18 protein-coding genes are annotated in these 23,868 nt (G+C 67.2%); 8 read left to right on the top strand and 10 right to left on the bottom strand.

All coding sequences use genetic code 11. The features are described 5' to 3' along the window. The first annotated feature begins 600 nt into the window (after window positions 1-600). Together rplJ and rplL are read left to right on the top strand one after the other, a co-directional pair. Window positions 601-1,122 carry a 50S ribosomal protein L10 gene (rplJ, locus tag AX709_RS06385; protein ID WP_066482327.1) on the top strand — a complete coding sequence of 174 codons (522 nt, stop codon included), beginning with the start codon at window positions 601-603 and terminating at the stop codon, window positions 1,120-1,122. Between the two features lie 63 nt (window positions 1,123-1,185). Next, window positions 1,186-1,569 (top strand): 50S ribosomal protein L7/L12, encoded by a 384-nt coding sequence (gene rplL / locus AX709_RS06380; protein WP_066482330.1) that lies wholly within the window; start codon window positions 1,186-1,188, stop codon window positions 1,567-1,569. A 105-nt stretch (window positions 1,570-1,674) separates the two neighbouring features. On the opposite strand, the gene AX709_RS06375 is transcribed toward rplL, so the two are convergent. Next, window positions 1,675-2,667, bottom strand: coding sequence for a hypothetical protein (locus AX709_RS06375; RefSeq protein ID WP_156454178.1), 993 nt, complete (start codon window positions 2,665-2,667; stop codon window positions 1,675-1,677). Window positions 2,668-2,752: 85 nt separating this feature from the next. Then, complete coding sequence (locus AX709_RS06370; RefSeq protein ID WP_066547982.1) at window positions 2,753-3,190, bottom strand: hypothetical protein; 438 nt, start codon at window positions 3,188-3,190, stop codon at window positions 2,753-2,755. A 165-nt stretch (window positions 3,191-3,355) separates the two neighbouring features. On the opposite strand from AX709_RS06370, the gene AX709_RS06365 reads away from it, so the two are divergent. Genes AX709_RS06365 through AX709_RS06355 form a run of 3 tightly spaced genes read left to right on the top strand, consistent with a single transcriptional unit; the run spans window position 3,356 to window position 5,399 of the window. Then, window positions 3,356-3,763 carry a YciI family protein gene (locus AX709_RS06365; protein WP_066547980.1) on the top strand — a complete coding sequence of 136 codons (408 nt, stop codon included), beginning with the start codon at window positions 3,356-3,358 and terminating at the stop codon, window positions 3,761-3,763. 59 nt (window positions 3,764-3,822) lie between these two features. Then, entirely contained in the window at window positions 3,823-4,188 is a 366-nt protein-coding gene (locus AX709_RS06360; protein ID WP_066482340.1) for a YciI family protein, read from the top strand. A 5-nt stretch (window positions 4,189-4,193) separates the two neighbouring features. Next, complete coding sequence (locus AX709_RS06355; RefSeq protein ID WP_197419080.1) at window positions 4,194-5,399, top strand: RNA polymerase sigma factor; 1,206 nt, start codon at window positions 4,194-4,196, stop codon at window positions 5,397-5,399. Window positions 5,400-5,521: 122 nt separating this feature from the next. On the opposite strand, the gene AX709_RS06350 is transcribed toward AX709_RS06355, so the two are convergent. The 3 genes from AX709_RS06350 to AX709_RS06340 all read right to left on the bottom strand — a co-directional run bounded on the left by AX709_RS06350 (window position 5,522) and on the right by AX709_RS06340 (window position 9,833). Next, the gene (locus AX709_RS06350) at window positions 5,522-6,766 is read right to left on the bottom strand and encodes a threonine synthase (RefSeq protein ID WP_066547977.1); all 1,245 of its coding nucleotides are present in this window, start codon (window positions 6,764-6,766) and stop codon (window positions 5,522-5,524) included. A gap of 236 nt (window positions 6,767-7,002) precedes the next feature. Then, window positions 7,003-8,415, bottom strand: coding sequence for a M16 family metallopeptidase (locus AX709_RS06345; protein WP_066482347.1), 1,413 nt, complete (start codon window positions 8,413-8,415; stop codon window positions 7,003-7,005). Then, the gene (locus AX709_RS06340) at window positions 8,415-9,833 is read right to left on the bottom strand and encodes a M16 family metallopeptidase (RefSeq protein ID WP_066547974.1); all 1,419 of its coding nucleotides are present in this window, start codon (window positions 9,831-9,833) and stop codon (window positions 8,415-8,417) included. The genes AX709_RS06345 and AX709_RS06340 overlap by 1 nt, the downstream gene beginning before the upstream one ends. Before the next feature lie 365 nt (window positions 9,834-10,198). Between AX709_RS06340 and rpoB the strand changes: the two genes are divergently transcribed. Together rpoB and rpoC are read left to right on the top strand one after the other, a co-directional pair. Then, the gene (gene rpoB, locus AX709_RS06335; RefSeq protein WP_066482351.1) at window positions 10,199-14,368 is read left to right on the top strand and encodes a DNA-directed RNA polymerase subunit beta; all 4,170 of its coding nucleotides are present in this window, start codon (window positions 10,199-10,201) and stop codon (window positions 14,366-14,368) included. Window positions 14,369-14,500: 132 nt separating this feature from the next. Next, the gene (rpoC, locus tag AX709_RS06330; RefSeq protein WP_066547971.1) at window positions 14,501-18,778 is read left to right on the top strand and encodes a DNA-directed RNA polymerase subunit beta'; all 4,278 of its coding nucleotides are present in this window, start codon (window positions 14,501-14,503) and stop codon (window positions 18,776-18,778) included. A gap of 221 nt (window positions 18,779-18,999) precedes the next feature. Here the strand turns inward: rpoC and AX709_RS06325 are convergent, their stop codons facing one another. Continuing rightward, window positions 19,000-19,539, bottom strand: coding sequence for a hypothetical protein (locus AX709_RS06325; protein WP_066547968.1), 540 nt, complete (start codon window positions 19,537-19,539; stop codon window positions 19,000-19,002). 75 nt (window positions 19,540-19,614) lie between these two features. After that, window positions 19,615-20,868, bottom strand: coding sequence for an MgtC/SapB family protein (locus AX709_RS06320; RefSeq protein ID WP_066547966.1), 1,254 nt, complete (start codon window positions 20,866-20,868; stop codon window positions 19,615-19,617). A gap of 104 nt (window positions 20,869-20,972) precedes the next feature. Between AX709_RS06320 and AX709_RS06315 the strand changes: the two genes are divergently transcribed. Continuing rightward, complete coding sequence (locus AX709_RS06315) at window positions 20,973-21,713, top strand: sulfite exporter TauE/SafE family protein (protein WP_066482361.1); 741 nt, start codon at window positions 20,973-20,975, stop codon at window positions 21,711-21,713. Between the two features lie 182 nt (window positions 21,714-21,895). Here the strand turns inward: AX709_RS06315 and AX709_RS06310 are convergent, their stop codons facing one another. The 3 genes from AX709_RS06310 to AX709_RS06300 form a co-directional block, all read right to left on the bottom strand. Next, a complete protein-coding gene (locus AX709_RS06310; protein ID WP_066482364.1) occupies window positions 21,896-22,459 on the bottom strand; it encodes a fasciclin domain-containing protein in 564 nt (187 codons plus the stop codon). Window positions 22,460-22,539: 80 nt separating this feature from the next. Further along, a complete protein-coding gene (locus AX709_RS06305) occupies window positions 22,540-23,292 on the bottom strand; it encodes an anti-sigma factor (RefSeq protein WP_066547964.1) in 753 nt (250 codons plus the stop codon). Next, window positions 23,285-23,851: a sigma-70 family RNA polymerase sigma factor gene (locus AX709_RS06300; RefSeq protein WP_066482367.1), complete on the bottom strand. Its 567-nt coding sequence runs from the start codon at window positions 23,849-23,851 to the stop codon at window positions 23,285-23,287. The genes AX709_RS06305 and AX709_RS06300 overlap by 8 nt, the downstream gene beginning before the upstream one ends. Window positions 23,852-23,868 lie beyond the last annotated feature (17 nt).

The raw sequence follows: 23,868 nt of genomic DNA, 5'->3' as shown, positions 1-23,868 counted from the left end.
AGTTAATCCCGCCCCTCGTCGGACGGGTTGGCTTCGCTACCCGCCGGCCGGCCTCGCCTCCCGCGCCTTCGCGCGGGCCTCGTAATCAGCTGCGCTGATTCCTCGGACGCTCGGCGGGGCTGTCCTACTTCCCCCTTTTCGGCATATCTGTTCGGTCCCCTGTCAGGGCGCGCGACGCCCGTCGCATTGAGGACCCGCGATGAACACGCTTGCTTCGCTCGCTCCCGCCGCCGCGCTCGCCGGCACCCATTCACGTCGCCTGCCCTTCACGCATAGTGTCAACCTAGTGTCACCTTTCGATTGACTTCGCCGGGATGATCTGTATCTGCCCGCGCTTGCCGTTCGGGCCTGTGCCCGGCCGGCGTCCGTCCGAGACAGCGGGTGGTGGGGATTTGCCCCGCCTTAATCTCCCGCCAAGACGGGGAAATGAAATTCACCGGTTCGTGGTCGCCTGTCGCCCGCGTGCCGGGTCAGCCGTTCCGGGCCTGTCGTTCAGTCCCCGGCCGTTTGACGATCATGCCCCCTCACGGACGAGGGGGTCGGGCAACCGCCCGGCCCTCGGCGTAACCGGGCCTTCGGGCCCATATTGAGGAGACCGGCATGGATCGTTCCCAGAAGACCGACGCCGTTGCCGAGCTGAACCGCACCTTTGGCGAGGTCGGCGTGGTGGTCGTCACCCGCAACCTCGGGATGACCGTCGCCCAGTCGACGCAACTCCGCAACAAGATGCGTGACGCCGGCGCGAGCTACAAGGTCGCCAAGAACCGCCTTGCCAAGATTGCCGCAGAGGGCACGGATTATGCCGTGCTCGCCGACCTGCTGACCGGCCCGACCGGTCTCGCGACGTCGGCCGATCCGGTCGCCGCTGCCAAGGTGGTGTCGGATTTCGCCAAGACCAACGATCGCCTCGAAATCGTCGGCGGCGCGATGGGCAGCATGCTGCTCGACGCCGAAGGCGTGAAGGCACTCGCCGCGCTGCCGTCGCTCGACGAACTGCGCGCGAAGATCGTCGGCCTGCTGGTCGCCCCCGCGACCAAGCTCGCCACGGTCACCCAGGCACCGGCGGCGCAGCTCGCCCGCGTGTTTGCGGCCTATGCGGACAAGGACAAGGAAGCGGCGTGATCGCGCGCCCGCTTTGACGACCCTGACTATCTGAACTGAACCTATCGAATCTGGAGTATTGAAATGGCTGATCTGAACGCGCTGGTTGACCAGCTGAGCGAACTGACCGTCCTCGAAGCCGCCGAGCTGTCGAAGATGCTGGAAGAAAAGTGGGGCGTTTCCGCCGCGGCTGCGGTCGCGGTTGCCGGCCCGGCCGCCGGTGGTGCCGGTGCGGGTGCGCCTGCCGCCGAAGAAAAGACCGAGTTCGACGTGATCCTCACCGGCGACGGTGGCAAGAAGATCAACGTCATCAAGGAAGTCCGCGCCATCACCGGCCTGGGCCTGACCGAAGCCAAGACGCTGGTCGAAAGCGCGCCCAAGGCCGTCAAGGAAGGCGTGTCGAAGGACGAGGCCGAGAAGGTCAAGAAGCAGCTCGAAGAAGCCGGCGCGACCGTCGAGGTCAAGTAAGCTTCATCGACCGGCGGCGGGCGCGCCCCGCGGCCGGGCTGACGAAAAAATGGGGGCGGACCTTCGCGGGTCCGCCCCCTTTTTCATGCGTTCCGGATCGGGCGATCAGGCATCCCCGAACGCCGGGCGCGAATTCGGCCACCCGAACTGCGGCCGGAACCCCGGCTGCGGGACCGCGCGCGCCGGCGCGGCGGCGGGGCGCGGTGCCGCGGTCGCGTCGCGCATGACGGGTGCCGGCGCGGGCGCGACCGGGCTCGGCTGCGCCGCCTCCAGCGCCAACCGCTCGCGACGGTCGTAGAAGCGCGCCCGGCGCAGGCGATTGCGGCGCGTCAGGAACGGATTGTCCGGCGTCGGCCCCTGTTCCGCCCGCGCCGCATGGCGGCCCGGCCCCTCACCCAGCGGAAGCGCAGCCATCGGCGTCACGGCCGGATGCGGCGAAAGCATGGGCTGGGCGGCGGGTACGGCGACGGACGAACGCATCGGTGCAACCGCGGCACGGGGCGCACGACGCCGCCGGGCGATGACGAACGCCGCGCCGGCAACCAGCACCGCCAGACCGCCGATCAGCGGCAACAGCCAATCATTGCTTGCAGAGGCGCTCGGCACGGTCGGTGCGACGTCGGTCTCGGTCGCGGCCGGCGCATCGACGGGCGGCGCGACGGGCTCAGCGGGGCTCGACTGAACCGCCTCGTTGGTCGTTACGGCGGGTGCAACAGCGGTCGGCGCGGCCGTCGCCTCGCGCGGTGCCGGCGGTTCGACGGTCGCGGTGCGACGCGCAGTCCGGGCCGGCGCTTCGATAGGGGTGGATCGCGTCAGCGCCGCAGCCGGCGTTGTGTCCACCGGGGCAGGCGTCGCGGCATCCGGCGCGGGCGCGGTCCGTATCACCGACGGCGGCGCGACCGTTGGCGCGGGTGCCGGGGTCGACAGCAGCGGCGGCGCGACCACCGTCGGCGGCGCGGGAGCGGGGGCCGGCACCGTCGTCACCGTCGGCGGCAGTGTGGCCGGCGCATCCTGGGCAACCGCCGGAGCGGTCGAGGCGGCGAGCGCGGCGATCAACGCCGCGATGGCCGGGCGAGCTTTTGAAGCTGACTGGGTCATAGCGGGAACGACAAGCCGCGATCGGCAAATTCCGTTCCCGGCGCTGCGACGAAGCGAGCAGCTTGCCCGACCGATGGACGATGCGTCAGCCCCGTGGCGGTTTGGGCGGGCGCGGCCGTGCAGGGCCACCGGCACCCGGTCCGTTGCCCCTCGGCTCGCCGGGTTTGCCCGCACCGCCCGGCTTGCCGGCACCGCCTGGTTTGCCCTGCGGCCGGCCGCCGCCGCGCGGACGATCCCGCGACGGAATCGGCGAGGCGGGGCGCGGCGCGCTTGCCCCCGGCTGGCGCGGCGCCACCGAATAGCCCTCCTTCAACAGCCGCGCGAACGCCGCCTTGACCGACGCGTCGATCGCGCTGCGCAGTTCGGGGGGAAGATCCGCGACGGTCGTGTTGGCGTGAATTGCGTTGAGGTCGCGCAGCAGATTGTTGGGCAGCCCCTTTGACGCCGACTTCAACGCCACGATCGCATCGGTGACGGCGGAAAACAGGATGTCGTGCATCACGTCGGTGGCGGACCGGGTCATGCGTCCCCCTTAGCCTTCGATGCGCGCGCTTGTCGCGGGTCGAATCCGCTTTTCGAGCCGTCCCCCAAATTTTTTTGACCGCCGATGTCGAAATGCCGTCGCGTCGCGGCTCATCGTCATGTCAGCGGGGATGATCTCGCTGATCGACCTGATGGAGCCGATCCGATGCGACTGAAGCTGACCCTGCCCTTCGCCTTGCCGATGCTGGCGATGGCAACCGCGGTGCTGCCCGCCCCGGCCATGGCCGAGGAATATACGATCTTCGTCTACGAAACCCCCGCCGACCTCGCGCTGCGCAGCGACACGGGTGCCGCGGGCCAGGCCTATTGGGCGGCCTACGCCAAGTTCGCCGCCGCATTGGCACAGGCGAACGCGATCCGCGGCGGAGCCCCGCTCGCGCTGCCGGAACGGACCGCAGGCCCCGACCCGGTGCTCGGCGGCTATTTCGTCATCGACGCCCCCGACCGCGCCACCGCCGAACGGCTGGCCGCGCTCGCCCCCAGCGTCAGCCGCGGCGGCCGCGCCGAGCTTCGCGCGACCTATCCCGCCCCTGCGATGCAGCCGCCGCGCTGATCGCCGCTGGCGCAGCCCAACCAAATCTGGAACGCTACCGAAAGACGAAGGAACACCCCATGCAGTACATGATCATGTTCACCGAAACCGCCGAAGATTTCGCCAAGCGCGATCATCCCGAACACGCGCCCGCTTATTGGGGGGCGTGGAACGCCTATATCGGCGCGCTGGCCGCGGCGGGCATCATCGTCAACGGCGATGGCCTGCAGCCGCCGCACACCGCCACGACGGTGCGGGTGCGCGACGGCCAGCGAATCGTTCAGGACGGTCCGTTCGCCGACACCAAGGAAGCACTGGCCGGCTATTTCGTGATCGAGGTCGCCGATCTCGACGCGGCGCTCGACTGGGCGGCCAAATCACCGGCGGCCGAAGCCGGATCGGTCGAGGTTCGCCCGGTGCTGCCGCCGCCGGGCAACCCGGCCTGATCGGGATGGACGCGCGCCGTGCGGCAGAGGCGGCGGCGCGCGCCTCCTATGGCCGGCTGGTGGCGCTGGTCGCCAGCCGGTCCCGCGATGTCGCGGCGGCGGAGGATGCGCTGGCCGATGCCTTTGCCGCCGCGCTGGCCACCTGGCCCGTGCGCGGCGTCCCCGACCGTCCGGAGGCGTGGCTGCTGACCGCTGCCCGGCGCGTGATCGGGCATGGCGCACGCGCCACGCGGGTCCGCGCCGATGCGGCACAGGCGATTGCGCTGCTGCAGGAGGAAGCCGAAATGCGCGACCCTGCCGAATTTCCCGACGAGCGGTTGAAGCTGCTGTTCGTCTGCGCCCACCCAGCGATCGATGCGGGGGTGCGCACGCCGTTGATGCTGCAGACGGTGCTCGGCCTCGACGCCGCGCGAATTGCGGCCGCGTTCCTGGTTGCGCCCGCAGCCATGGGCCAGCGGCTGGTGCGTGCCAAGGCCAAGATCCGCGATGCCGGGCTGCGCTTCGAGACGCCGGATCCCGACGCACTCGCGCCGCGCCTGGCCGACGTGCTGGACGCGATATACGCCGCCTATGGCACCGGGTGGGACGCGCTGCCCGGTGCTGACGAGGGCGTGCGCGGTCTGACGACGGAAGCGATTTTCCTCGCCCGGCTGATCGTCGATCTGCTGCCCGGAGAACCCGAACCCAAGGGGCTGCTGGCGCTGATGCTTTACTGCGAAGCGCGCAGGGCGGCGCGGCGCGGGCCGGAGGGAGCGTTCGTGCCGCTGGGTGAGCAGGACATGCGACTGTGGGACCGCGAGATGATTATCGAGGCGGAAGCCCTGCTGACCAACGCGGCGATGGCGCACCAGTTCGGGCGCTACCAATGCGAAGCCGCGATCCAGTCGGTCCACAGCGCGCGCGCGGTCACCGGGGTCACACAATGGGATGCACTGGTCACGCTCTATGATTTGCTGGCCCGGCATGTGCCCAGCCTGGGGGTGATGGTCAGCCGCGCCGCCGTGCTGGCCGAGGCGGGCTCGCCAGATGCGGCGCTCACGGCACTCGACGCACTGCCGGCGGACCGGGTGGCGGCCTATCAGCCCTATTGGGTGACGCGGATGCACGCGCTCGACCGGCTGGGCTGGGTGACGCAGGCCGCCGAGGCGCGCCAACGGGCGATCGGGCTGACCGAGGATCCTGCGGTGCGCGCGTTCCTGGCGCGCGGCTAACGACGGCGAACCTTACGAATGCCGTTCGTTTCGAGCGAAGTCGAGAAACGTGGCGCGGGCGCTCGGGAAGCCGCTTCTCGACTTCGCTCGAAGCGAACGGATTTCGGGCGTTAGGCCGAACCTCAAAGCGCCGCCAGGTCGATCGGGCCGTGCCGGTCAAGCGTGCGAGACTTGTCCGGCATGGGGTATTTCAGCCCGGTCGCGCAGTTGAACAGCACCACCCGGTCGTCGCGGCCGATCACCCGGTCGGCCAGCGCCTGCTTATAGGCCGCCAGCGTCGCGCCGCCCTCCGGGCACAGCAGCACGCCGTCGCGCGCGGCTTCGTCGACCGCGGCCAGGATGGCGGGATCGCCGACCGCGACCGCCGCGCCGCCGCTGGCCCGCACCGCATCGAGGATCAGGAAGTCGCCGACCGCGCGCGGCACGCGGATGCCGGCGGCGATGGTGTGCGCGTCCTCCCAGCGTTCGGCATGGCGCTCACCGGCTTCATAGGCGCGCACGATCGGCGCGCAGCCCGAGGCCTGGACCGCGAACATGCGCGGACGCTTCGGCCCGATCAGCCCGATCGCCTCCAGTTCGTCAAAGGCCTTCCACATGCCGATCAGGCCGGTGCCGCCGCCGGTCGGATAGAAGATCGCGTCGGGCAATTCCCAGTCGAGCTGTTCGGCCAGCTCCAGCCCCATCGTCTTCTTGCCCTCGATCCGATAGGGTTCCTTGAGCGTCGACAGGTCGTACCAGCCATTGGTCTTGCAGCCTTCGGCGACGATCTTGCCGCAATCGTCGATCAGGCCGTTGACGCGATAGACGCGCGCGCCCTGTGCGGCGATCTCCCGCACATTGATTTCGGGCGTATCGTCGGGACAGAAGATGATCGTCTCGATGCCCGCGCGTGTCGCATAGGCGGCAGCGGCGGCGCCGGCATTGCCGTTGGTCGGCATGGCGATGGTGCGCACCCCCAGCGCCTTGGCCATCGAAATCGCCATCACCAGCCCGCGCGCCTTGAACGATCCGGTCGGCAGCCGCCCCTCGTCCTTCACCAGCGGCGGTCGTGCGGCGAGCGTGTCACCGATGCGGTCGAGCGCGATGAGCGGCGTCGCCTGTTCGCCCAGGCTGACGATGTGCTCTACACGGCGGACGGGGAGCAGCTCGCGCCATTTCCACAGGTCAGCGGGCCGCCCCGCCAGCGCATCACGGCTGAGCGCGCCGCGGACGCCGTCGAGATCGTAGCGGACCAAGAGCGGCCGGCCGACGCGCGACAGACCCTGGATCGTGTCGGCTTCGTAGCGCTCACCCGTCATCGAACATTCGAGATGGGTGACGAAGCTGGGGCGATCGGCGGTGAGGTTGGCGAAGGGGGATGCGGTCATGTGGGCCCTCGTTCCCTCACATCGGGTCGAGGTCAAGGGGGAGGTGCGGTCTATGCGCAGACGGAAGCCACGGTGCGTATGAACCCCGGATCAAGTCCGGGGTGACGAGTTGGGGGGCAAGGTTGGCAGATTGGCGGAATAAGCGGTGGGGGAGGCAGAGCAAATGACCGCTCCCCCTCCCCCGCGTCATGCCGGACTCGATCCGGTGTCCACGCGCACCGGCCGCCTCAAGCGCCTTACGGCACCGTCACGGTTTCGAAGCTGTAGCCCTTCAGTTCCGGCAGCGCCTTGACCTGGGGCTCGACGGTCTTGAGGTCGCCGACCACGACCAGCGTCATCTTGTCGAGCGGGAAGGCTTTCTTGGCCGCCGCCGTCATTGCCGGGCCCTTCACCGCCAGAACCGCGGGCACGTAATTCTCCAGCCAGTTCGCAGGCAGGCCGAGCGTGTCGCGGTTGGCGAGCGTGCCGACCACGGCGGGCGCGGTCGAATTCTGGATGGTGAAGATGCCGGCCATATAGGTGGCGATGCCCGCTGCTTCCTCGGGCGTCGGTGCGGTCGTCTGCAGCGTGCGGATTTCCTTGAACACCTCGGTCAGCGACGCGCCAGTGACGGCGGTGGTGACGTCGGCGTCGAAGGTCCATTGCGCGTCGCCGGGCTGGAACGCGATCCCCGATCCGGGGGAGTAGGTATAACCCTTTTCCTCGCGGATGTTGCGGGTGATACGCGAGCTGAACGCGCCGCCGAGCAGCGCATTGGTGACGCGCAACGGAATATCGTCCGCCGATCCCGCCACCGGCGCGGGGAATGCGACCCGCAGCGTCGACTGCGGTGCGTTCGGGCGGTCGATCAGCAGAACGCGCGGCCCCGGATTGACGCGGGGGGGCAGGCTCAGCCGCTCCGGCCCTGCCGCCCAATCGCCGAACGCCTGCTGGATCGCGGCCTTTGCCGCCGCCGCATCGAAGCGCCCGGCGATATAGAGGTGCGCCCGGCGCGCGCCGTAATTGGCGGCGTGGAATGCCTTGGCCTGGTCGAGCGTGTAGCCGTTCAACCGCGCGGCGGTCGGGAAATTGCGGCCATAGGGGTGGTCGCCGTACCAGCTGCGCGCCAGCGCCGCATCGGCCAGCGCCTGAGGCTGCGACAGGGTAAGCGCCAGGCGACGCTGCCAGTTCGCCTTGACCCGGCCAAAGGCATCGGCGGGGAAGTCCGGGCGGCGCGCGACGTCGCTGATCAGCTGGATCGCGTGCGCGGTATGTTCGGACAGGACGCTCATGCTGATCGCGGTCGATTGCTGCGAGACCCCGACGCCCAGGTCGCCGCCAAAGCTGGCGGCGGTGGCGGCAAGCTCGGCCGCCGACTTGCCGCCAGCGCCTTCCTTGATGAGATCGCCGGTGATGTCGGCGATCCAGGTATCCTCGCCCTCGTTCAGGTTGCCGGCAAAGATGCGCAGCGACACGACCGTCTTGGGCGTGACCCCGAACGGGATCAGCGTCACCTGCATCCCGTTGGAAAGCCGGAAGGTCTCGGTCGCGGGCAGCTTGAACGGCTTGGGCGCGGCGATCGGCGGCGGCGGCGGATAGTCCTGGGCGATCGCCGGCGCGACCAGACAGGTGGCGGCCAGGCCGGCCAGCAGCGTGCGTGCGCGGGTCATCAATTGGCTCCCGAATTGGGGGTGGCGACGGCCGCCTTTGCGGCGGCGCCAGGCACGATCGTGTAGATCGAACGGTTGGTCGGACGCAGATATTCCTGCGCGGTCTTCTGGATCAGCTCAGGGGTCACCTGGGCAAAGCCGGCCTCGATCTGATTGACCCTGGACGGATCATTGTCGAACAGCGCATGCACCGCGAGCAGGTCGATCAGGCCGACGCGGCCGCCGCCGTCGATCTGGCTGTAGAGCTGCGACCGCACCTTGGTCCGCGCGCGGGCCAGCTCCTCCGCGCCGACCTTGGTCGTGCGCAGGCCCTCGATCACTTCGTCGACCGCCTTGGTCACGTCCTCGGGCTTGTGCGTCGCGTCGTGGACGAGGCTGAAGCTCCACAGCATCGGCCCGTTGTAATTGTACATGTTGCCGAGCAGCGCGTTGATGCCGCCGGAGATATCGCCGGTGATGCCGGATTCTTGAACCAGCTTGCGATACAGCCGGCTGTCCTCGCCCTGGACGAGGATCTGGTCGATCAGCCCCATGGCATACCATTCGGGCGTGCCGCGCGCAGGCACGTGATAGCCCGCGGCATAGCCGGGCTTGGGCGCGAGCGCGTCGACGCGGCTCTTCACCTTCTCCTCGGTCTGGCGCGGCTCGGAAATGTCGGGCAGCTTGACCGCGTCCTTCTTGGGGATCGCGCCGAAATATTTCTGCACCATCGCGCGGGTCGCGGCGTAATCAATGTCGCCCGCGATGACGAGCACGGCGTTGGACGGGCGGTAGAAGGCGTCGAAGAACTGCTTGGCGTCCTCGACCGTCGCCGCCTCGATCTCGGTCAGGTCGCCGTAGAAATTGTGGCTGTTGTACCAGTTGGTGTTGGCCAGCATCGGCAGGTCGATCCACGGCCAGGTGCTGTAAGGCTGGTTGAGGACGTTGACCTTGACCTCGTTGCCGACGACGCCCTGCTGATTCTTGAGCACTTCGTCGTTGATGACCGGGCGCGCCATGCGGTCGCCCTCCAGCCACAGGATGCGCTCCAGCGCGTTCGAGGGCACGATTTCGAAATAGTTGGTGAAGTCGAACCGGGTGGACCCGTTGTTGACCCCGCCGGAATTGGTGATCGTGCTGTCGAACACGCCCTTGGGCGCGTTGGCCGATCCCTGGAACATCAGATGCTCGAACAGATGCGCGAAGCCCGTGCGCTCGCGCGGTTCGATGCGGAAGCCGATGCCGTAATAGACGCCGACCGTGACGGTGGGCGCGATATTGTCCTTCGACATCACCACGCGGAGCCCGTTGGGCAGCGTGAAATACTGCGTATCGATCGCAACGCGGGCGGGTGCCGCCTGCTGCGCCAGCGCCGGCGCGGCGGGCGCAAGCGTTGCGACGCCGAGCACAAGGCTCGCCGCCAGAGTTCGGAATCGCATGGCTGATCTCCCCATTCGGCTGTGTTAGCGAGATGCTACAGCGGCTTTGTGCGATCGCCAAGGGGGGTTGCGGGCGGCAGGGACGTTTAGCCCCGGCCGGGGATCGTGCACGGGCAGAAGGGCGCACTCGCCGGTTTGACAAGCCGCGCCACGGTTCATATATCCGCGTTTACCTGCTGATCGGGAAATGATGCGCCGTCGCGCAGCGCATCGGACGAATGGGTCACGGGTTCACACGACGCAGAAAGCCGCTGTCTTGCCCCAGCCGGGGTGGCACGCGGCCTTTTGGCGTCGTCTGCGTGCGAGCCTTGCCGCAACTGGCGGGCTCGACCTGTTTTTGATCGAACCAGAGGCGACCCCTTTTCATGGCAACCAAGGCAATCGAGAGCAAGGCGATCGAGGGCGGCACGATGAAGCGCCGCATCCGCAAGGTCTTCGGCGACATCCACGAAGTCGTGGAAATGCCGAACCTGATCGAGGTCCAGCGCGAAAGCTACGAGCAGTTCCTGCGCTCCGACCCGTCGATCGGCTATGTCTCGGGCCTGGAAAAGACGCTGCGCAGCGTGTTCCCGATCCGCGACTTCGCCGGCACCGCCGAGCTTGATTTCGTGAATTACGAACTCGAGCCGCCGAAGTTCGACCAGGAAGAATGCCGCCAGCGCGGCATCACCTATGCCGCCCCGATGCGCGTCACACTGCGCCTGATCGTGTTCGAGGTCGATCCCGATACCGAAGCCCGCTCGGTGCTCGATATCAAGGAGCAGGACGTTTACATGGGCGACATGCCGCTGATGACGGAGAACGGCACGTTCATCGTCAACGGCACCGAGCGCGTGATTGTCAGCCAGATGCACCGTTCACCGGGCGTGCTGTTCGATCATGATCGCGGCAAGACCCATGCGTCGGGCAAGTACCTGTTCGCCGCGCGCGTCATCCCCTATCGCGGCTCGTGGCTCGATTTCGAGTTCGACGCCAAGGACATCGTCAACGTCCGCATCGACCGCAAGCGCAAGCTGCCGGTCACGACGCTGCTCTATGCGCTGGGGCTGAATGGCGAGGAGATCCTCAACCACTTCTACAACCGCGTCACCTTCCTGCGCGGGCCCAATGGCTGGCAGATCCCGTTCGCGCCGGAAAACTGGCGCGGCACCAAGCCGACGTTCGACATCGTCGACGCCAATTCGGGCGAAGTCGTGTTCCCGGCGGGGCAGAAGATCAGCCCGCGCGCTGCGAACAAGGCGGCGAAGGACGGCCTGACCACGCTGTTGATCCCGACCGACGAAATCTATGGCCGTTATTCGGCCTATGACCTGATCAACGAAGCGACGGGCGAAATCTATATCGAGGCCGGCGACGAAGTGTCGGCGGAAAACCTGGAAAAGCTCGACAAGGCCGGGCTCGACCGGATCGAGCTGCTCGATATCGACCATGTGACGACGGGTCCGTGGATCCGCAACACGCTGGCCGCCGACAAGGCGGAAGAGCGCGAACAGGCGCTGAGCGACATCTACCGCGTCATGCGCCCCGGCGAGCCGCCGACGCTGGAGACTGCGGAATCGCTGTTCGCGGGCCTGTTCTTCGATCCCGACCGCTACGATCTGTCGGCGGTGGGCCGCGTCAAGCTCAACATGCGCCTTGACCTGGACTGCCCGGACACGGTGACGACGCTGCGCACCGAGGATATCCTGGAAGTCGTCAAGACGCTGGTGAACCTGAAGGACGGCAAGGGCGAAGTCGACGACATCGACAATCTCGGCAACCGCCGCGTGCGTTCGGTGGGCGAATTGCTGGAGAACCAGTATCGCGTCGGCCTGTTGCGCATGGAGCGCGCGGTCAAGGAGCGCATGTCGTCGGTCGATGTCTCGACCGTCATGCCCAACGACCTGATCAACGCCAAGCCGGCGGTCGCCGCGGTGCGCGAGTTCTTCGGATCGTCGCAGCTGTCGCAGTTCATGGACCAGACCAATCCGCTGTCGGAAGTCACGCACAAGCGCCGCGTGTCGGCGCTCGGGCCGGGCGGTCTGACCCGCGAACGGGCGGGCTTCGAGGTCCGCGACGTCCATCCGACGCATTATGGCCGCATCTGTCCGATCGAGACGCCGGAAGGTCCGAACATCGGCCTGATCAACAGCCTCGCGACGTTCAGCCGGGTCAACAAGTACGGCTTCATCGAAACGCCGTACCGCAAGGTGATCGACGGCAAGGTGACCAACGACGTCGTCTATCTGTCGGCGATGGAAGAGCAGAAGCACACGGTCGCCCAGGCGTCGGCCGAGCTCAATCCGGATGGCTCGTTCGCCGAGGAGCTGGTCTCCGCACGTCAGGCGGGCGAGTTCCTGATGGCGATGCGCGACCAGATCACGCTGATGGACGTCAGCCCCAAGCAGCTGGTGTCGGTTGCGGCGTCGCTCATTCCGTTTCTGGAAAACGATGACGCCAACCGCGCGCTGATGGGTTCGAACATGCAGCGCCAGGCGGTGCCGCTGGTGAAGGCGGAAGCGCCGTTCGTCGGCACCGGCATGGAAGAAACCGTGGCGCGCGATTCGGGTGCCGCGATTTCGGCGCGCCGCGCCGGCATCGTCGACCAGGTCGACGCGAGCCGCATCGTGGTGCGTGCGACCGGCGAAGTCGATGCCACCGAAAGCGGCGTCGACATTTATACCCTGATGAAGTTCCAGCGGTCGAACCAGAACACCTGCATCAACCAGCGCCCGCTGGTGAAGGTGGGCGACGTGGTCAATCCCGGCGACGTGATCGCCGACGGCCCGTCGACCGAGTTCGGCGAGCTGGCGCTCGGTCGCAACGCGCTCGTCGCGTTCATGCCGTGGAATGGCTATAACTACGAAGATTCGATCCTGATCTCCGAACGGATCGTGAAGGACGACGTCTTCACCTCGATCCATATCGAGGAGTTCGAGGTCATGGCCCGCGACACCAAGCTGGGGCCGGAAGACATCACCCGCGACATCCCCAATGTCGGCGAGGAAGCGCTGCGCAACCTCGACGAGGCGGGCATCGTCTATATCGGCGCCGAAGTGGAGCCGGGCGACATCCTGGTCGGCAAGATCACCCCCAAGGGTGAATCGCCGATGACCCCGGAAGAGAAGCTGCTCCGTGCGATCTTTGGCGAAAAGGCGTCCGACGTGCGCGACACGTCGCTGCGCCTGCCGCCGGGCGTGGCCGGGACGGTCGTCGAAGTGCGCGTGTTCAACCGCCACGGCATCGACAAGGACGAGCGCGCGATGGCGATCGAGCGCGAGGAAATCGAGCGGCTGAAAAAGGATTCGGACGACGAGCGTTCGATCCTGAACCGTGCGACCTGGTCGCGGCTGCGCGAGATGCTGATCGGTCAGGTCGCGACGGCTGCACCCAAGGGCCTGAAGAAGGGCGTCGAGATCACCGACGAGCTGCTCGATTCGGTCGAGCGCCACGAATGGTGGAAGTTCGCCGTGCAGGACGACGCGATGCAGTCGAACCTGGAAGCGGTGAAGGCCCAGTATGACGAAGCGGCGAAGAAGATCACGGACAAGTTCCACGATCGCCGCGAGAAGCTGGAGCGTGGCGACGAGCTGCCGCCGGGCGTGCTCAAGATGGTCAAGGTCTTCGTTGCGGTGAAGCGCAAGCTGCAGCCGGGAGACAAGATGGCCGGCCGTCACGGCAACAAGGGCGTGATCAGCCGCATCCTGCCGCAGGAGGACATGCCCTTCCTGGAGGACGGAACGCCGGTCGACCTGGTGCTCAACCCGCTGGGCGTGCCCAGCCGCATGAATGTCGGCCAGATCTTCGAGACGCATCTCGGCTGGGCGGCGCGCAACCTGGGGATGCAGGTCGCGACGATGCTTGAGGACTGGCGCGAGGCCAATCCCGACGCGGCGGCGGGCCAGATGCCCGACGCGGTGCGCGAACGGCTGAAGACCGTCTATGGCGAGCATTATGCCGGCGAGATCGAGCAGCGCACGCCCGAGCAGATCGAGGAGCTGGTGCACAATGTCCGCACCGGCATTCCGATGGGCACGCCGGTGTTCGATGGCGCGCGCGAAAGCGACGTGTCGGCGATGCTGGACCTGGCGGGGCTCGATACGTCGGGCCAGTCGGTCCTGTATGACGGCCGCACGGGCGATGCGTTCGACCGCAAGGTGACGGTGGGCATCATCTACATGCTCAAGCTCCACCACCTGGTCGACGACAAGATCCACGCGCGTTCGATCGGGCCGTATAGCCTCGTCACCCAGCAGCCGCTGGGCGGCAAGGCACAGTTCGGCGGCCAGCGCTTCGGCGAAATGGAAGTGTGGGCGCTGCAGGCCTATGGCGCGGCGTACACGCTCCAGGAAATGCTGACGGTGAAGTCCGACGACGTGGTCGGGCGCACCAAGGTCTATGAGGCGATCGTCAAAGGCGACGACACCTTCGAGGCCGGCATTCCGGAGAGCTTCAACGTGCTGGTCAAGGAAATGCGCTCACTGGGCCTGAACGTCGAGTTGAAGACCGCTGAACTGGGCTTCGACGAGGACGGCGTCCAGATCGCCGCGGAGTAGCCGACACCACCTCCCTCTCCCCCATGGGGAGAGGGTCGGGGAGAGGGGATGTGCAACGCGCGCTCCCTCTTCCGAACTGCCCCTCTCCCAACCCTCTCCCCGCCGGGGAGAGGGCTTTGACGGAGCCAAGAAATGAACGAACTGACCAATTTCGCCAATCCGATCGCCAAGCCGGAAACCTTTGACCAGATCCAGATCGGCATCGCATCGCCCGATCGCATCCGCAGCTGGTCGTTCGGCGAGATCAAGAAGCCCGAGACGATCAACTACCGCACGTTCAAGCCCGAGCGTGACGGCCTGTTCTGCGCGCGCATCTTTGGCCCGATCAAGGATTACGAATGCCTGTGCGGCAAGTACAAGCGCATGAAGTATAAGGGCATCGTCTGCGAAAAGTGCGGCGTGGAAGTGACCGTGTCGAAGGTCCGCCGCGAGCGCATGGGCCATATCGAACTGGCCGCGCCGGTCGCGCACATCTGGTTCCTGAAGTCGCTGCCGAGCCGCATTGGCCTGCTGCTCGACATGCAGCTGAAGCAGCTCGAGCGCGTGCTCTATTTCGAAAGCTACATCGTCATCGAGCCGGGCCTGACCCCGCTTGAGAAGTATCAGCTGCTGACCGAGGACGAGCTGCTCGACGCGCAGGACCAGTATGGCGAGGATGCGTTCTCGGCCGGCATCGGCGCGGAAGCGGTCAAGCAGATGCTGATGGACCTCGACCTCGAAGGCGAGCGTTCCGCGCTGCTCGAGGAACTGGCGGTCACCAAGTCGGAACTCAAGCCCAAGAAGATCATCAAGCGGCTGAAGGTCGTCGAAAGCTTCCTGGAATCGGGCAATCGTCCCGAGTGGATGATCCTGGACGTCGTGCCGGTCATTCCGCCCGAGCTGCGTCCGCTGGTGCCGCTCGACGGCGGCCGGTTCGCGACGTCGGACCTCAATGACCTGTATCGCCGCGTCATCAACCGCAACAATCGCCTCAAGCGCCTGATGGAACTGCGCGCGCCGGACATCATCGTCCGCAACGAAAAGCGCATGCTGCAGGAAGCCGTCGACGCGCTGTTCGACAATGGCCGTCGCGGCCGCACGATCACGGGCGCCAACAAGCGTCCGCTGAAGTCGCTGTCCGACATGCTGAAGGGCAAGCAGGGCCGCTTCCGTCAGAACCTGCTCGGCAAGCGCGTCGACTATTCGGGTCGTTCGGTCATCGTGACCGGGCCCGAACTGAAGCTGCACCAGTGCGGCCTGCCCAAGAAGATGGCGCTCGAGCTCTTCAAGCCGTTCATCTACGCGCGCCTTGACGCCAAGGGGCTGTCGATGACGCTCAAGCAGGCCAAGAAATGGGTCGAGAAGGAGCGCAAGGAAGTCTGGGACATCCTGGACGAGGTGATCCGCGAGCACCCGGTTCTCCTGAACCGCGCGCCGACGCTCCACCGCCTGGGCATTCAGGCGTTCGAGCCGGTGCTGATCGAAGGCAAGGCGATCCAGCTTCACCCGCTGGTCTGCTCGGCATTCAACGCCGACTTCGACGGTGACCAGATGGCCGTGCACGTGCCGCTGAGCCTCGAGGCGCAGCTGGAAGCGCGCGTGCTGATGATGTCGACCAACAACATCCTGTCGCCCGCCAACGGCAAGCCGATCATCGTGCCGTCGCAGGACATGGTGCTGGGCATCTATTACCTGTCGATGATGAAGGAAAGCGAGCCGGGCGAAGGCATGCTGCTGTCCGACATGGCGGAGGTGCACCACGCGCTCGATACCGGTGCGGTGACGCTGCACACCAAGGTGACGACGCGCGTGCCCCAGGTCGACGAGGCCGGCAACAGCTACCTCAAGCGGGTCGAAACGACGCCGGGCCGGCTGCTGCTGGGCGAGAAGCTGCCCCAGTCGCATCGCGTCCCGTTCGAGACGATCAACCGCCTGCTGACGAAGAAGGAAATCGGCGACGTCATCGACACCGTCTATCGCCACACCGGCCAGAAGGAGACGGTGCTGTTCGCCGACGGCATCATGACGCTGGGCTTCCAGCACGCGTTCAAGGCCGGCATCTCGTTCGGCAAGGACGACATGATCATCCCCGACGCCAAGGAAGCGATGGTCGACGAGACCCGCGCGCTGGTGAAGGATTATGAGCAGCAGTACCAGGACGGCCTGATCACCCAGCAGGAAAAGTACAACAAGGTGATCGACGCCTGGTCGCGTTGCGGCGACCAGGTCGCCGTCGCGATGATGGACGAGATCAAGGCGGTGAAGAAGGACCCGGAAACGGGCCGCGAGAAGCCGATCAACTCGATCTACATGATGGCGCATTCGGGCGCGCGTGGTTCGCAGGCACAGATCAAGCAGCTGGCGGGCATGCGCGGCCTGATGGCGAAGCCGTCGGGCGAGATCATCGAAACGCCGATCATCTCGAACTTCAAGGAGGGGTTGACCGTCCTTGAGTACTTCAACTCAACGCACGGCGCCCGCAAGGGCCTGGCCGACACCGCGCTCAAGACGGCGAATTCGGGCTACCTGACCCGCCGTCTGGTCGATGTCAGCCAGGACTGCGTCGTCATGGAGGAAGATTGCGGCACCGAACGCGCGCTGGAGATGAAGGCGATCGTTCAGGGCGGATCGACCATCGCGTCGCTGGGCGAACGCATCCTGGGCCGCACCACGGCCGAGGACATCGTCGACGTGAAGACGGGCGAAGTCGTGATCCCGGTCGGCACGCTGCTCGACGAGGCGCACATCACCCAGATCGAGGCGGTCGGGACCCAGGGCGTCAAGATCCGCTCGCCGCTGGTCTGCGAAGCCAAGATCGGCGTGTGCGGCAAGTGCTATGGCCGTGACCTGGCGCGCGGCACGCCGGTGAATATCGGCGAAGCGGTCGGCGTCATCGCGGCGCAGTCGATCGGCGAGCCGGGCACGCAGCTGACGATGCGGACGTTCCACATCGGCGGCGCGGCGCAGCTCAACGAGCAGTCGAACCTGGAAGCGACCAGCGACGGCACGATCGAGTTCCGCGACATGCGCATGATCGTCGACCAGCGCGGCCGTCGCGTCGTGCTGTCGCGTTCAGCGGAGCTGGCGATCATCGACGAGGAAGGCCGCGAGCGCGCGGTGCACCGCATCCCGTACGGCGCGTATGTGATGTTCGAGGACGGCGACCAGGTGAAGACCGGCGACCGGCTGGCCGAATGGGACCCGTTCACCATGCCGGTGATCACGGAAAATCCCGGTATCGTGAAGTATGTCGACCTGATCGACGGCAAGACGCTGACCGAACAGGCCGACGAAGCGACCGGGATCACCCAGCGCGTCGTCACCGAATATCGTGGCAAGGCGAAGGAGGATCTTCGTCCGCGCCTGACCCTGCTCGATTCGGGTTCGGGCGAGGCCGGCCGCTACATGCTCGCGCCGGGCGCGACGCTGTCGGTCGAGGACGGGGCCGAGGTGAAGGGCGGCGACGTGCTGGCACGTGTCAGCCGCGAAGCGGCCAAGACCCGCGACATCACCGGCGGTCTGCCGCGCGTCGCCGAACTCTTTGAGGCCCGCAAGCCCAAGGAGAACGCGATCATCGCCAAGGTCAGCGGCCGTGTCGTGTTCGGCAAGGATTACAAGGCCAAGCGCAAGATCGGCATCCAGCCCGAGGACGGCGGCGAGGTCGTGGAATATCTGGTGCCGAAGTCGAAGGTCATCGACGTGCAGGAAGGCGATTACGTCAAGCGCGGCGACAACCTGATCGGCGGCAGCCCCGATCCGCACGACATTCTGGAAGTGCTCGGCATCGAGCCGCTGGCCGAATATCTGGTCAGCGAAATCCAGGAAGTCTATCGACTGCAGGGCGTGAAGATCAACGACAAGCACATCGAGGTGATCGTTCGCCAGATGCTGCAGAAGGTCGAGATCATCGAAAGCGGCGACACCACGCTGCTGGTCGGCGAGCAGGTCGATCGCGAGGAAATGGACGCGATCAACGAAAAGCTGGCCCCCGGCCAGGCGCGCGCCCAGGGCAAGCCCGTGCTGCTCGGCATCACCAAGGCGTCGCTGCAGACCCGCAGCTTCATCTCGGCGGCGTCGTTCCAGGAGACCACCCGCGTCCTCACCGAGGCGGCGGTCCAGGGCAAGCAGGACACGCTGATCGGCCTGAAGGAAAACGTGATCGTCGGCCGCCTGATCCCGGCGGGCACGGGTGCGGGCATGAACCGCCTGCGCGTCGCCGCCTCGTCGCGCGATGCCGCGATGCGGGTTGCCGCGCGCCGCATGCAGGAAGTGTCGCTGATCGCGCCCAATTCGGCGGCTGAAGAGCATGAAGCCGAACTGGCGCGCAGCACCCGCGACGCGCAGGGCACCGGCGACGATCCGCTGGGCAAGGTCGCCGCCAGCGGCCACGGCACCGATGCGGATGCGGGCGAGTATCTGAACGAGGAATAAGCCCCCTCGCCCGGATACCGGCTGTCACATGAAAACGCCGCCGTCGGGGATGCCCGGCGGCGGCGTTTTTCGGTCAGCGGGTCATGCGTTTCTCGACGTCGCTCGAAACGAACGGGCGCTGAGCTCAAAACCAACGGGCACGGAATGCCTCGCGCGTCCGAACCCCGTTGGTTTCGAGCGAAGTCGAGAAACCCGCCTGATTGCCCGCGCTCGATCCGGCGCTACATCCCGCCGGACTGGCGCAGCTCGCGCGCTTCGCGGCGGCGGACCATCAGCGCCAATGCGGGATCCGCCGCCCCCGACAGCTGGATGACGTAGCGTCCGGGCTGGAGATTGAAGGTCACGATCTTGCGGATGCCCGAGCATTCCGGGCCATGTCCGTGATCAACCGATGCGATCGTTCGTCCGCTCTGGACGATGTCGACCCACGCGGCGCTCCCGAGCGCGACCTGATGCAGCCCCGGCTGGATCACGTTCAGCTCGACCAGCCCGGCATGGCCGCCGGTTTCCGGCTTGCGCCCGGGCGGCACGACGAAGCGGGCAAGGCTGCCGGGCACCAGCGTCACGTCAAATGCCTGGTCGACGCGGATTACAGACATGGTCGCGGACGATGCGGCGGCGGATACGCCGATCCGCATCGGCCAGCGTTGCCATTCGCGCGGCAGCGCCGGTTCGACCGCGCAGGTTGCGGGCGCAGCCTGTCCCGACGCCGCCGACGGCGCGAACAGGGCGGCCAGGCTGCTCAGGATACCCATCAACATGCGCGCTCCCCACCATCGCATCGACGACGTCAGTCCAGCGCCAATCGGCCGACTGGTCAACCCGGCACATGCCGCTTAACGGCCGAACCACCCCCAGGCGAGCGCCAGCGCCAGCGCGGCCATGCTGGCCGCCAGCGCGATTGCGGCATCGCGCCCGCGTAATCGGGCATAGCCGATGGTGATTCCCAGCTTTACCGCCATGTTGGCGAGCACCGTGCCGCCAAGCGCCAGGGCGGCCAGCGTCGGCGCGATCGCACCGGCATCGAGCCCGCCGACGGTGACGATCGCCGCATCGACATCCAGGCTCCCCATGATGAGGATCAGGATCGCAATCCCGCTGGCCCCGAACCGCCCCTCCGCCCAGCGTACCACCACCGCCGCAATCGCGATGAACACGACAAAGGCGAGCGCGGGCAACAGCGCGATCGGATTGCCGGGTGGCGGCGTGCGATGACCCGCAATCGACGTGCGCAACAGCCAAAGTCCCGCCAGCGCCGAAACGACGAACGCCGGCGCGATCAACACCAGAAACGCGGGAAAAACCATGGGGGCAAGCATCGCGACGAGGACGCCGACACGCAGATACATGACGGCAGATGCCAGCGCGATGCCGGCGCATTCCGCCCCTCCCGCCGTTTCGGATCGCAGCGTCTGTGCCAGCGACTGGGTGACGGCGGTCGAGCTGTAGGCACCGCCGATCACCGCCGTCGCGATCGTCCCGTGCCGCGCCCCGAACAGCCGGTTCGCGACAAAGCCGGCAAAGGAGAAGCCGGTGACCAGCACGACGACAAGCCAGAGCGACTGCGGATTCCAGGCGTCATAGGGACCGTAGTTGCCCGCCGGGAGGAAGGGCCGTACCGCGACCGCGATGACGGCGAAGCGCGCCGCCGATTTCACGTCCTGCGCGTCCAGCCGGTCGATAAAGGCGTGCAGTTCGCGCCGGGCCGCAAGGATCAGCATCGCCAGCGCGGCACCGGCGATCCCCAATACCGGCCGCCCACCGCCGGCGAGCAGTCCGAGCGCGAGCGTGACGATACCGGCGATGGCCGATGTGGCGTCCAGCCGCGCGGCCAGGGTCGCGCTGCGCATATAACCGATGACGATGGTTGCGGCGGCCGCGGTGATCAGCGCCGCGGCGGCGAATATCTGGTCTCCGCGTCCGATCAGCCCGGCCATGCCGCCGAGCAATCCCAGCAGGCTGAACGTCCGCACGCCGGCAACCCGGCTGCCCGCTGCGGCATCGCGCAGTTTCCAGCCACGTTCGATGCCGATCAGCAGTCCCGCCAGGACGGCGGCCCCGATGCCCAGATATTCATCGTCCCAGGTCATCGCCCCGCCATTCGTTCGACGCCCCCCCAACGGACATACTGCAGCGACGCGATCGTCGCCATGGCGGTTTCGTTTTACGCGCACACCCGATAGGACGGCGCGGCATGGCCCCCGACCTGATCCTGCTCACCGCGCTCCTGATGGGGATTGGCGCGTTGCTCTACACCTCGGTCGGCCATGCCGGCGCATCCGCCTATCTGGCGATCATGGCGCTCGTCGGCTTCGCGCCCGAGACGATGAAGCCGACCGCGCTGGTCCTCAACATCCTGGTCGCGAGCTTTACCAGTTGGCGCTTCGTGCGGGCCGGCCAGTTCGACCTGCGCACCGCCCTGCCCTTCATCGCCGGTGCGGTGCCCTTCGCATTCCTCGGCGGCGCGGTGCAACTGCCCGCTGAACTTTATCGCCCGATCGTCGGCGTGGTGCTGTGGCTGGCGGGCATCCGGCTGTTGTGGCCGCGCCCGCTCGACCGCCAGCGCATGATTACCGCACCCCCGGTTCTGGCGGGACTCCTCGGCGGGGCGGGAATCGGCCTTTTGTCCGGCCTGACCGGCACCGGGGGGGGCATCTTCCTGAGCCCCGTGCTGCTCTTTTGCGGCTGGGCGGCGCCACGCCGCGCGAGCGGCATCGCCGCCGTCTTCATCCTGTGCAATTCGATCGCGGGGCTTGCCGGAAACCTGTCCAGCGTCGGGCGCCTGCCGGCAGAGCTGCCGTGGTTCGTCGCCGCCGTGGCGTCGGGTGCGCTGATCGGCACGCATCTGGGCGTCGTGCGCCTGCCGTCGACGCGGCTGTTCCAGGTGCTGGGGCTCGTGCTGCTGATCGCGGGTGCCAAGCTGGTGCTGACCTGACACCCCACGAAAAAGTGCCGCCGCCCGGTGGGAACGACCGGGCGGCGGCGCCGGGGATGGCAAATCGGAGGGCAACCAACCCCGGCCTGGATTGACGCCGTCGATCGAAAGGGGGCAACGATCGATCGGCGTCCCGGCGCGGCCCGGGAAATTGCCGCGCCAAACCGTAACGTCCCGTCAGATCAGGGCAGGACCACCCCGTCGATCACGTGAATGACGCCGTTCGACTGGCCGACATCGGCGATCGTGATATTGGCGGTGCCGCCCTTGGTATCGGTGAGCATATAGCCCGAACCCGACTTGCTGACGGTCAGCTTGGCGCCGTTGACCGTGGTCAGCATTGCCTTGCCGCCGCCGGCCGCGACGGCCTTGGCGACATCGGCCGCCATCAGCTTGCCCGGCACGACATGATAGGTGAGGATCGAGGTCAGCGTCGCCTTGTTCTCCGGCTTCACCAGCGTCTCGACCGTTCCGGCGGGCAGCTTGGCAAAGGCGGCATTGGTCGGCGCGAACACGGTGAACGGACCCGGGCCGGACAGGGTGTCGACCAGCCCCGCCGCCTTCACTGCGGCGACCAGCGTCGTGTGATCCTTTGAATTGACCGCATTTTCGACGATCGTCTTGGTCGGATACATCGCGGCACCGCCGACCATCGGGTAATCCTTGGCGATCACCGCCGATCCGGCGAGCAGGGCGACGGCGCCCAGCGCCGACATCGACACGCGGCTGAGAACACGCTTCGTCATTCGAGCTTCCTTCCTGAATTCCTGCAACCCTCATCGGGGGATGCGGAGGAAGCTACGCAGCCCGAAGCGGGCCGGATGCATCAGAGCGTGGAAATTTTTCCGGCGGCGACCGGCGCGCTGCCGGGCGCGGCGTGGGGTGCACCGGCCACAGGCTCGATGGTGATCGCCAGCGTCGCGCCGTCGCGGATGAAGGCGCGGTTCTCCGACGCGACCGCGACGATGCTCGTGCCGGTCTGGGCCACGAGGCCAAGCGACCGCGGTACGCCATCGTCAGGGATGACCCAGAGTTCGGGCGCGAGCTGGGGCCCGGCGCGCTCGCCCTCCGGCAGAGCGATGGCGCGAATGCGCAGCGCCCCGGGTTCGGGATCATAGCGCGCCGCGAGCAGCGCGCCGTCCGGGCTGCCGGTCAACTGCGCAAGCACGAGCTGGTCGGGCGCGCGGACGATCTCAACGGGTGCGGGTGCCGGACGCAGGATCATCACCAGCGCCAGCGCCGCGGCGACCGCACCGGAGACGAACGCGCCCGAGCGCCATCCGCGCACGCGGCGCTCCAGCATGACGACGCGCGCATCGTCGGCGTCCCCCGGCGCTTCCGCCGGACCGCCCAGCCGCCGGTCGATGCCCGCCCACACGCCGTCGTCGGGCGCGACATCGGCGGCGGCGTCGTTCATCGGCGCAAGCTGGCTCGCCCAACGCTCGACCGCTGCCGCGAAATCGGGATCGCTGAGCCGGAGGCGCTGGGCGGCCGCGCGTTCGGCCCCGTCGAGCACGCCGAGCGCCAGTTCGGCCGCGAGCACGTCGCGCTCCTCGTCGGTCATCGCGGGATCAGGCATCGCCCACGCACTCCCGCATCTGGAGCAGGCCGCGGCGCACCCAGCTCTTCATCGTGCCGAGCGGCACCTGCAGCCGGTCGGCCAGCTCGGCATAGGTGAAGCCGTCGAAAAAGGCCTGGCGGATCGCATCGCGCTGGCGCGGGTCGAGCGCGTCGAGGCAGTCGAGGACGCGCGCGCGCTGTTGCGCCGCGCCGATCGCCGCCACCGCATCGGGCCGGTCATCGGCGACATCCATCGCGTGATCCTGATCGACGAAGCGCGCACGCGGCTGGGCGCGGCGCCAGTCGATCGCGGTGTTGCGCGCGATGACGCTCAGCCACGTGATCGGGCTTGCCCGCCCCGCCTCAAACCGCCCCGCGCGGTTCCACACCTTGATGAACACGTCCTGCAAAATATCCTCGGCGATCTCCCGATCTTTCGAGATACGCAGGCAAATGCCGAATAGTTTCGCGGCGGTCATGTCATAGACGTCGCGCAATGCGTCACGATCCCCCCTGCCCACACGCTCCAGCGCGGCCGTCAGCCTGGCGCGGCGCGCATCGTCGTCCTCCCTCGTCATGATGCGATCCTAAACCT

This window comes from Sphingomonas sp. CCH15-F11 (assembly GCF_001557005.1).
GTDB lineage: Bacteria > Pseudomonadota > Alphaproteobacteria > Sphingomonadales > Sphingomonadaceae > Sphingomonas.
The sequence above is the reverse complement of the archived record's forward strand: the minus strand, read 5'-3'. Positions and strand labels throughout refer to the sequence as shown.